Genomic DNA, 9,922 nt, shown 5'->3' with positions numbered 1-9,922 from the left:
GATTATCCATCTTATAACATATATAAATATCCCCGATTTCAATCCTAGGTTTCCCCCAAAATCTAGGATTTTTTTTGTCTGCTATTTTTGAGGACGATCTTCCAAAAAATTAGGGCAGATATAAAAAAACGCCCCTTTAGGACGTTTTTGGTTTTTTTTAAATCGGGGCTTAAGGCTGTTTTAAATAAGGCCATGCGGCTTTTAAATAAATAAACATTGACCATAATGTCAGAATGACCGCCGTGTAAAGCAAGGCATAAGCCAACGTTTCAAACGGCTGCCAATTCAGTAAAAATACTGAAATCGCAATCATCTGGAAAGCGGTTTTATATTTACCTACAGTCGATACGGCAACACTGGTACGCGCTCCTAGTTCTGCCATCCATTCACGCAGGGCAGAAACCGTAATTTCACGTGAAATAATCACAATTGCTGCAAAGGCCATAGAAATGCTCGGTTGCCATTGCACCAAAACAATTAATGCAGCCGCAACCATCAGCTTATCTGCGACAGGATCCAAAAAACGTCCAAATGCGGAGGTTTGATTGAGTGAACGGGCCAAATAGCCATCAAACCAGTCAGTTATCGCAGCAATGACAAAAATGGCCGTTAAAATAATGTGACGAGTCATATTTGTATCATGACTTGCAACACCAACTGCAGGTGGCCAGTAAGCCACCAGCAAAAAAACAGGAATTAAAGCGATACGCGCCAAAGTCAGGATATTCGGAATATTCAGGATGCGACCTGTAGTCATAGACACCGCCAATTTTTTCCCTCTATGTACAATGAAAAACCACACATATTTTGAGGATTGATTCATCGTTAATAAGAGTCACTTTATACGAATTGCTAGAAAGTGTCACTAGGCAAACACGGTAACTGTCTGTCTGGAAATCGCAATCAGTCGATTTTCCGCATCCCAAAGATGGGCATATTCGGTCGAATAACCATCTGCAGCATAATCGGTAAATACTTTATATTTAAACCAATCATGTAGATGATTTTTTAAGGGATGTACATAAGTCACATGCCAGGTCAGGGAGCTGGCCGGTGCGAATGTCTTGAACATGGGCAAAACGCCAGGCGGCCACATATCGAAGGCCACCATCAAATCGGCGACGGTCATTTCCCGATTGTCATGTATATCCGGATTAAAACGCATCCAGCCACTAAAATCAGGTTTTATACTTGCACTACATGGATACTGCCCATCCACCCAGACCAGGTCCATCTGCCCAAAACATTCCGGCGCTAAAGGATGATGCTCGGCAATTTTCAACTGATCAGGCATTGGAAATTCAGGTGCAGCTCGTTCCTGTTGAACGGAAATAGTCGACTGGCGCTGCGTACCAAAACTGGCAATCAGAATACTTTGCACCACATCATCCTGCCAGAGTCGCACTTCAACCGTGGTCACAGACTTGCCTTGCCGTAAGATTTCGGCACTTAATCGAACCGGTGCCATTTGCACAGGCCCAACAAAGGTCACACTGGTACTTAACAACTGTTTTTCTGCATCTGCAACAGCGATCACGGCTTTTTGCATCATCATCCCGGCTACCAGTCCACCATAAATGGTCCGGCCCTGTAACCAGCCTTCGGGAATATCGACCCATTCATTCTGTTCAATTGCAGTAAATAATTGGCGCAGTGACATCCTTCGTCCTTTAGAGTTTTTAATTTGTTCTATCTTTCACTTATTTTGAACTGTTGTGAATGATCAATGACTGCTGCGTCAATGAGCGCTTTGGCCAATCTGCCCGAATTTATTCATGCAATACCTTATAAATGGTACGAGCCATGACATCACCTAGACCGGGAACCAGTTTCAAGTCATTTTCCGAAGCTTTCAGCACCCCTTGAATGCCGCCAAAATGGGTCAGCAAATCACGGCGGCGTTTCGGACCAAGACCCGGAATTACTTCCAGTACCGATGAGCCACGTTTTTTGTCGCGTTTGGCTCGATGTTTGGTAATGGCAAAACGATGCGCTTCATCACGCACCTGTTGAATCAGATGCAGCGCTTTATGGTCTTCAGGTAACTGGATTTTAGTGCCATCGGTAAAATGCAAGGTTTCCAGGCCCGGTTTACGCCCCTCGCCTTTGGAGACCCCAACCATAAAGGCATCCAGTCCCAGCTCCTGCATCACTTCCATCGCCATGTGCAGCTGTCCTTTACCGCCATCAATCAGCAGTAAATCGGGCAACATGGCTTTTTTATAGCGACGGGTCAATGCTTGGCGCATAGCTGCATAGTCATCTCCACCGGTAATATCATCAATAGCAAATTGACGGTAATCACGTTTGCGCGCACCACCCGAATCAAACACTACGCAGGACGCAACCGTTGCTTCACCCATGGTATGTGAGATGTCAAAACATTCAATCCGGTCAACCGGACGCCCGACCACCTGTTCCAGCTGATGAAACCGCTCATTCAGTTCAAAATGATTGGCCAGCTGACCTTTAATGGCATGCTGCACATTCATATTAGCCAGTTCCAGCCATTCGGCACGGGTTTCCCGGACATTGTGCTTGATCTGCACTTTCTTGGCGAATTCCTGTTGTAATGCCTGTTCCAGCTCTTTGCGATCTGGAAGCTCGACATTCACAATCAGCTCGACAGGCACTTCATCGGCGACCTGAAAATAAAAGTTCGCCATGAAATCCGATAACATCTGTCCCAGATCATCGCCCAGCATATCCGGGAAATAACTTTTACCGCCGAGCATTTTGCCATTACGCACATGCATGATCTGCACGCAGGTCACCCCGGCATGATAGGCAATGGCCAATATATCTGCTTCACCTTTGACTTTATAAATCGCCTGTTGTGACTGCACATCACGCAGCAGCGCCATCCGGTCACGGTAAAACACCGCTTTTTCAAATTCCAGCGCTTCCGCCGCCGCTTCCATTTTGGCAATCAGTTCCTGATTCAGCTCTTTGGTATCGCCCTGTAAAAAGCGAATCGAACTTTTAACATCTTCCTGATAATCTTCAGGCGAAACAAGACCAACACAAGGCGCGGTACAGCGTTTGATTTGATACTGCAAACACGGACGTTTACGCTGGGCAAAATAGCTGTTTTCACACTGCCGTACATTAAACAGTTTTTGCAGCACCACCAGCGTATCCCGGGCATTATAGGCACTCGGATAAGGCCCAAAAAACTTGCCCACCTGATGCTTGCCCTTGCCACGACCCGCGGCAATACGCGGATAAGGCTTGTCACTGGAGACAAAAATATAGACATAAGATTTGTCGTCACGCAGCATGATGTTATACGGCGGACGATGCAGCTTGATCAGGTTCTGTTCCAGCAATAAGGCTTCGGTTTCCGAGCGCACCACCAGCGTTTGAATATCATAAATCCGCGCCACCAGCGCCTGTGTTTTCGGATGCTCGATGGTTTTGACAAAATAGCTGGACACACGGTTTTTTAAATTCTTGGCTTTGCCGACATACAACAATTCGCCGTCTTTGCCCAACATGCGGTATACGCCCGGTAAAGTCGTCATATGAGCCAGAATCTTTTCAATATTGTCACGTGCGTTTTCGTTCACATTCAGCCTGATTTAAATTGGATAAGCTTTGCTACATGATGTGATGGTTTTCACGCCATTTTCAAGCCAATGTCCAGTTTTTATCGCAATCATACAAAGTTCCAACAATCACGTGATTGCTAAAAGCTATAAGTTAATTGCGCTTATTTTGCTATGCTCAAGCCATCTGAAAAAATTTGGATCAAACGGAATGACGACCACCAATCACGCCATGCATATAGTCAAACCAGTCACTGCAACGCATAGCACATCTGAAAAAGATAAACTGATTGGCAAGCCGCGTTTTCATTTTGAACCGCTTGAGGTCATGCAGCTGTTGAAGCAGCGCATTATTGGACAAGACGCAGCACTGCAAGAAATTGAAAAAATGCTGCATGTGGTCAAAGCCGATTTTTCCAGTCCCGAACGCCCGCTATCGGTGACTTTAATGCTCGGCCCTACCGGTGTCGGTAAAACCGAAACGGTACGTTTGATCGCTGAAGCCATCTATGGCCGCCCGGATGCTTTTTGCCGGATTGATATGAACACCTTGGCGCAAGAACATTATGCCGCAGCCATTACCGGTGCCCCTCCCGGCTATGTCGGCTCCAAAGAAGGTCATAGCCTGTTTGATGAAACTGCTATCGCCGGCTCTCACACCCGTCCCGGAATTGTGCTGTTTGATGAGCTGGAGAAAGCCTCGACCGAAGTGATCCGTGGCTTAATGAATATACTGGACACCGGCAAGCTGACCCTGACCTCCGGCACCAAAACTATCGACTTTCGTAACTGTATGATTTTCATGACCAGTAATGTCGGTGCACAGGCAGCTCAGCAATATCTAGATAAACTGAATTTTTTGCCGAAAAAAATGCAGGCGATTTGCCTGAAAAAAATACCGACCAAGACCATTATTGAAAAAGTGATGTTTAAAAAATTCGATCCTGAATTTTTAAACCGGATTGACCGCACCTTGCATTATCAGGCAGTTCAGGAAAATGCTCTGCCGAAGCTGGTGGAAATTGAACTACAGAAACTGAATCAGCGCTTGCAGCATCAAAAACGTCAGGTGGTTTTGACCGATGCCGCCAAAGCGCATTTTTATACAGGGCATGATATCCGTTTTGGCGCACGTCATTTAGCCCGCAAAATGCGGACTGAACTGGAACCGGTTCTGGCGCTGTATTTTTTAAATGATCCGGAAAAAACCCAGCTCATTTTGAACTATGCAGAAGGTCAACTGATCATTCAGCCTGAATAATCTTGCTTAGCATGAGACTTGCAGTCAAATGTTGAAACGAGGATTTGACTGCCCACTTGCCTCACTTTTATAAACCCCAGATTCTCTGCAAAGCTGTTGAACTAGGGTGTTTAGTTGAAAATTTCAGTTTAAAACGCACTTTGTTTCGCTGAAATTTTTGTTGGATTGACTTTTTTGACCAAAACAAGCCCATAAAAAACTTGAAATCGCCCAGTTATACCCGATATAAATAAGCACGAAATTATTAGAAAACCTTAATCTAAACAAAAAGTTCATCATATTTTTAACAGGTAAAGTAAAAATAAGGCTGCCAGTCACCCGGGTTTGTTGAAAAAAAATTGATGACCCTAGCGTCACGGCTTGATACAACTTGTTATGTTCTTTTTGGATATAGTTATCGTAAGATTAGCGAAGTAAAAAAGTGCGCGGGAAATGCGCGCTTGCTTCACAACATCAACTTAGAAGTCCTCCAAAATAAAGGAGATCAGGCATGATCCACGCTGGCAATGCCATTACCGTCCAAATGCTTTCGGACGGAATTGCAGAATTCCGCTTTGACTTACAAGGTGAGTCGGTCAACAAATTTAACCGTGCAACAATTGAAGATTTTAAAGCTGCAATTGAAGCGGTTAAAGCAAATAGCGAAGTGAAAGGTTTAATCGTTACTTCTGCTAAATCAACATTTATCGTTGGTGCTGACATCACTGAATTCGGTGACAACTTCGCACAAGGTGAAAAAGCGATTGTGGATTGGGCATTGCCTGTTCACGACATCTTTAATGCATTTGAAGATTTAGAGATTCCTAAAGTTGCTGCAATCAATGGTATGGCATTGGGCGGTGGTTTTGAAATGTGCCTGGTGTGTGACTACCGTGTGATGTCAGAAGCTGCTCAAGTCGGTCTTCCTGAAATTAAACTCGGCATCTACCCTGGTTTCGGTGGTACGGTTCGTTTAAGCCGTTTGATTGGTATCGACAATGCGGTTGAATGGATGGCGATGGCTAATCCTAAAAAACCTGCTGCTGCACTGAAAGACGGTGCTGTTGATGCGGTTGTGGCTGCGGACAAACTTCAAGATGCTGCGATTGACCTGGTTAAACAGGCACTTGCTGGCCGTGTAGACTGGAAAGCAAAACGTCAGGAAAAACTTGACCCAGTTAAATTGAACCCAATCGAACAAATGATGGCGTTCAATTCGGCGAAAGGTGCGGTTCTTGCAAAAGCAAATCCTGCTCAATACCCTGCGCCTAAACTTCTTCTTGACTCATTACAAGCAGGTGCAAGCCTTCCACGTAACGAAGCTTTAAAAGTAGAAGCTGAAGGTTTTGCTAAAGCTGCGGTGACTCCACAAGCTGGCGCGTTGATCGGTTTATTCATCAACGACCAGGTGGTGAAGAAAACCTCTAAAAAATATGAAAAAGGTGCTCATCCTGTAAACCAGGCTGCTGTACTTGGCGCGGGTATCATGGGTGGTGGTATTGCTTACCAGGCGGCAAGCAAAGGCACACCAATCATCATGAAAGACATTGGTAATCCACAACTTGCACTAGGGATGAAAGAAGCGAATGGCTTGCTGACCAAGCAAGTTGAACGCAAGAAAATGAAACCTGCGCAAATGGGTGAAACCCTTGCCCGTATCCGTCCGACTTTAAGCTATGACGAGTTTAAAGAAGTGGATATCGTGATTGAAGCGGTGACTGAAAACCCGAAAGTAAAAGGCATTGTATTGGCTGAAACCGAGAAGAACGTTCGTGAAAACACGATCATTGCTTCTAACACTTCAACCATTTCAATCACACGTTTGGCTGAAAACCTGCAACGCCCTGAAAACTTCGTCGGCATGCACTTCTTCAACCCGGTGCACATGATGCCACTTGTAGAAGTGATCCGTGGTGAGAAAACTTCTGCTGAAGCAATCGCGACCACTGTGGTTCTTGCTCAGAAAATGGGTAAAACACCTATCGTTGTAAACGACTGCCCGGGCTTCCTGGTAAACCGTGTATTGTTCCCTTACTTCGGTGCATTCGACCTTCTACTTAAAGACGGTGCGGACTTCCAGCAAATCGATAAAGTGATGGAAAAATTCGGCTGGCCTATGGGCCCTGCTTACCTAATGGACGTTGTCGGTATCGACACTGGCGTTCACGGCGCAGAAGTGATGGCTGAAGGCTTCCCTGACCGTATGAAACCGGACTTCAAAGGTTCGATTCAAACCATGTACGAAGCAAAACGTCTGGGTCAAAAGAACGACGTTGGTTTCTACAAGTATGAACTTGACCGTAAAGGCAAAAAAGCCAAAGTGGTTGATCCAACTGCGTATGAGCTTGTTGCATCTGTTGCAACTGCGGAAAAACGTGAATTTGATGCTCAGGAAATCATTGACCGTATGATGCTGGCTTTCTGTAACGAAACTGTTCGTTGCCTGGAAGACAACATTGTTGCAACTGCTTCTGAAGCAGATATGGCGATGATTATGGGTGTTGGTTTCCCTCCATTCCGTGGCGGCCCTGCACGTTACATCGACCAAACAGGTGTTGCTGAATACGTTGCACTTTGCGACAAATATGCACACTTAGGTAAGGCTTATGAAGCGCCACAAATGTTGCGTGACATGGCTGCTAACAACAAAAAATTCTACGGTTAAGGAGCAACGTGAATGGCTACTTTAAATCCGCGTGACGTTGTCATCGTTGATGGCGTACGTTCAGCAATGGGTAAAACCAAAAACGGTATGTTCCGCAATGTACGTGCTGACAGCTTATCTGCTGAGTTAGTTCGTGCCTTGGTTGCTCGTAACCAGTTTGACACCAACGAAGTTGAAGACGTGATCTGGGGCTGTGTAAACCAGACCCTAGAGCAAGGTATGAACATCGGTCGTAACATCGCGTTATTGGCTGATCTTCCAAAAACTGTTGCAGGTCAAACGGTAAACCGTCTTTGTGGTTCTTCTATGCAGGCAATCCACACGGCTGCTGCGCAAATTGCGACTAACCAGGGTGATATCTTCATCATTGGTGGTGTAGAGCACATGGGCCACGTAGGCATGATGCACGGCATCGACCTGAACCCAGAAGCTTCTAAGCACTATGCTAAAGCGTCTAACATGATGGGCTTAACCGCTGAAATGTTAGGTCGCATGAACGGCATTACCCGTGAAGAACAGGATGCGTTCGGTGTGGAATCTCACCGCCGCGCTTGGGCTGCAACACAAGAAGGTCGTTTCAAAAACGAAATTATTGGTGTTGAAGGTCATGACCAAAACGGTTTCAAAATCCTGTGCGACATCGATGAAGTGATTCGTCCAGATGCCAACCTTGAAGCGTTCAAAGCGCTACGTCCAGTATTCGACCCTAAAGGCGGTTCTGTAACTGCGGCTACATCTTCAGCATTGTCTGACGGTGCTTCAGCTATGTTGCTTATGTCTGCTGAACGTGCTCAAGCGCTTGGTCTTAAGCCACGTGCTGTGATCCGCTCTATGGCGGTTGCAGGCTGTGACGCTGCGATCATGGGTTACGGTCCAGTTCCAGCAACTCAAAAAGCGCTTAAACGTGCTGGCTTGTCAATTGCTGACATTCAAACTTTTGAGTTAAACGAAGCGTTTGCTGCACAAGGTTTGTCTGTTCTTAAAGGCTTAGGCATTTATGACCAGCAAGACCGTGTGAACCTGAACGGTGGTGCAATTGCTTTGGGTCACCCATTGGGTTGTTCTGGTGCGCGTATCACGACTACATTGCTGAACGTAATGGAACAGCAAGATACGCAAATCGGTCTTGCGACTATGTGTATCGGTCTTGGTCAAGGTATCGCAACGATTATCGAACGTGTTTAATTCTTAAATACCAAGATAAAAAGAACCCCGCGCAAGCGGGGTTTTTTTGTCCCTTATTTGTCCCTTTTTATACATATTCAAAATGTCATTATTCCTTTCGTAGACACACCGACTACATAAAACACTTTAATAACGAAAGGAAAACTCATGACAAATTTAGCAATCAACTTAACAAAAGATTCAGCTTTAAAATGCACAATTTTGCCTGCTTCAATTATGGCTATGAATTTTGAAAAACTAAAATTTAAACTCACATCTGGTAAAGAAGCTGTGATGTCCAAAGATGTATTTCAATTTGCTGAACAAGAGTACAAACGATTTTTAACCCTAAAATACTTCTACCCTAAAGAAAATCTTGTACCTAATAAATTAGTAGACGAATTTTGGCATGCTCATATTTTAGATACACGCAGTTATCATATGGATAGTTTGAAGGTTTTTGGCACTTACTTACATCATTACCCATATTTTGGAATTCATGATGAGTTAGATCAACAAAATTTAGAAAACACATTTAAACGGACCAAGGAATTGTATGAAATTTGGTTTGGCCCATACCCAGATTTCACAATAGCTGCAAGATGTGGAGATGATCATGCTTGTCATGCTCCATCCAGTTGTGCCTGTCGTGTTCCTGGAGCATGCAAATAACCTAATAAGGGAGCTTTTTGCTCCCTTTCTCATTTACATATACTTTTAATTAATCCATCAATATTTAAGTCAAATTTTTTCATTTTCATATCAGTATTATTTTTTTCCCAAAGTTTATACTCTAGAAAAAAGTTATATTTTTTGAAAGTATCTTCTTTTTTTAAAGAAATAGTACCAACTTTTGCACGCTGTACTTCTTTTTTTAATTTTTCATAAAAAGTATCATTAAAATTTGAAAACTCATCACTAAATATCTTTAATTTTCCGTCATAACATGCATCTAATAATTCTAGAAATTTTGTTACATGCTTGTTTCGCTGATTATCATTTAACGACATTCTCGAATACCCTCATTCGCTATGACATTACTCAATTTTCCTGATCTTGGATAATCAGTTTTTTCCACTATATAACTAACATAACACGTACATATTTTAGCAATTTTTTCTGAAGACCAGTTTGGTTTTAACTGTGAGTACTTTGCCTTACAACTCCGATCAAAAGCTTCAATTTGCCAATCTGACCAACTCGTATTTAATTCTGAATAAATAATCTCAGTAGGCTTGAGTTTCTCCTGTACTTGATAAATACCAAACCCACCTACAACTCCGACAAAGATTGAAATGACTAAAA

8 protein-coding genes and 1 pseudogene are annotated in these 9,922 nt (G+C 43.9%); 4 read left to right on the top strand and 5 right to left on the bottom strand.

What is annotated here, in order from left to right:
• Positions 1-169: 169 nt before the first annotated feature.
• From pgsA to uvrC, 3 genes are all read right to left on the bottom strand, one after another.
• Positions 170-757, bottom strand: a complete 588-nt coding sequence (gene pgsA, locus B2Y23_RS07320) for a CDP-diacylglycerol--glycerol-3-phosphate 3-phosphatidyltransferase (protein WP_291354023.1) — start codon at positions 755-757, stop codon at positions 170-172.
• A gap of 108 nt (positions 758-865) precedes the next feature.
• Positions 866-1,660: a thioesterase family protein gene (locus tag B2Y23_RS07315; protein WP_291369950.1), complete on the bottom strand. Its 795-nt coding sequence runs from the start codon at positions 1,658-1,660 to the stop codon at positions 866-868.
• Between the two features lie 109 nt (positions 1,661-1,769).
• Positions 1,770-3,569 (bottom strand): excinuclease ABC subunit UvrC, encoded by a 1,800-nt coding sequence (gene uvrC, locus B2Y23_RS07310; RefSeq protein ID WP_291369948.1) that lies wholly within the window; start codon positions 3,567-3,569, stop codon positions 1,770-1,772.
• 190 nt (positions 3,570-3,759) lie between these two features.
• Between uvrC and B2Y23_RS07305 the strand changes: the two genes are divergently transcribed.
• The 4 genes from B2Y23_RS07305 (at position 3,760) to B2Y23_RS07290 (ending at position 9,289) form a co-directional block, all read left to right on the top strand.
• Entirely contained in the window at positions 3,760-4,809 is a 1,050-nt protein-coding gene (locus B2Y23_RS07305; protein WP_291354028.1) for an AAA family ATPase, read from the top strand.
• A gap of 490 nt (positions 4,810-5,299) precedes the next feature.
• Positions 5,300-7,453 carry a fatty acid oxidation complex subunit alpha FadB gene (gene fadB / locus B2Y23_RS07300; RefSeq protein WP_291369946.1) on the top strand — a complete coding sequence of 718 codons (2,154 nt, stop codon included), beginning with the start codon at positions 5,300-5,302 and terminating at the stop codon, positions 7,451-7,453.
• A 12-nt stretch (positions 7,454-7,465) separates the two neighbouring features.
• Positions 7,466-8,638 (top strand): acetyl-CoA C-acyltransferase FadA, encoded by a 1,173-nt coding sequence (fadA, locus tag B2Y23_RS07295; RefSeq protein ID WP_291369944.1) that lies wholly within the window; start codon positions 7,466-7,468, stop codon positions 8,636-8,638.
• Positions 8,639-8,785: 147 nt separating this feature from the next.
• The gene (locus tag B2Y23_RS07290; protein ID WP_291369942.1) at positions 8,786-9,289 is read left to right on the top strand and encodes a glycine-rich domain-containing protein; all 504 of its coding nucleotides are present in this window, start codon (positions 8,786-8,788) and stop codon (positions 9,287-9,289) included.
• A gap of 29 nt (positions 9,290-9,318) precedes the next feature.
• Here B2Y23_RS07290 and B2Y23_RS07285 read toward each other — a convergent pair whose 3' ends face one another.
• Positions 9,319-9,627 (bottom strand): hypothetical protein, encoded by a 309-nt coding sequence (locus B2Y23_RS07285; RefSeq protein ID WP_291369940.1) that lies wholly within the window; start codon positions 9,625-9,627, stop codon positions 9,319-9,321.
• Positions 9,618-9,922, bottom strand: a pseudogene (locus B2Y23_RS07280) (hypothetical protein); the annotation flags it as partial. The gene B2Y23_RS07285 and the pseudogene B2Y23_RS07280, both read right to left, overlap by 10 nt.

Source organism: Acinetobacter sp. UBA5934, from assembly GCF_002430855.1.
Taxonomy (GTDB): Bacteria; Pseudomonadota; Gammaproteobacteria; order Pseudomonadales; family Moraxellaceae; genus Acinetobacter.
The sequence above is the reverse complement of the archived record's forward strand: the minus strand, read 5'-3'. Positions and strand labels throughout refer to the sequence as shown.

What these genes read in the sequence shown, in the direction of transcription:
- pgsA (WP_291354023.1), bottom strand. Translation starts at nt 757, where the DNA reads ATGACTACAGGTCGCATCCTGAATATTCCGAATATCCTGACTTTGGCG.
- B2Y23_RS07315 (WP_291369950.1), bottom strand. Translation starts at nt 1,660, where the DNA reads ATGTCACTGCGCCAATTATTTACTGCAATTGAACAGAATGAATGGGTC.
- B2Y23_RS07305 (WP_291354028.1), top strand. Translation starts at nt 3,760, where the DNA reads ATGACGACCACCAATCACGCCATGCATATAGTCAAACCAGTCACTGCA.
- fadB (WP_291369946.1), top strand. Translation starts at nt 5,300, where the DNA reads ATGATCCACGCTGGCAATGCCATTACCGTCCAAATGCTTTCGGACGGA.
- fadA (WP_291369944.1), top strand. Translation starts at nt 7,466, where the DNA reads ATGGCTACTTTAAATCCGCGTGACGTTGTCATCGTTGATGGCGTACGT.
- B2Y23_RS07290 (WP_291369942.1), top strand. Translation starts at nt 8,786, where the DNA reads ATGACAAATTTAGCAATCAACTTAACAAAAGATTCAGCTTTAAAATGC.
- B2Y23_RS07285 (WP_291369940.1), bottom strand. Translation starts at nt 9,627, where the DNA reads ATGTCGTTAAATGATAATCAGCGAAACAAGCATGTAACAAAATTTCTA.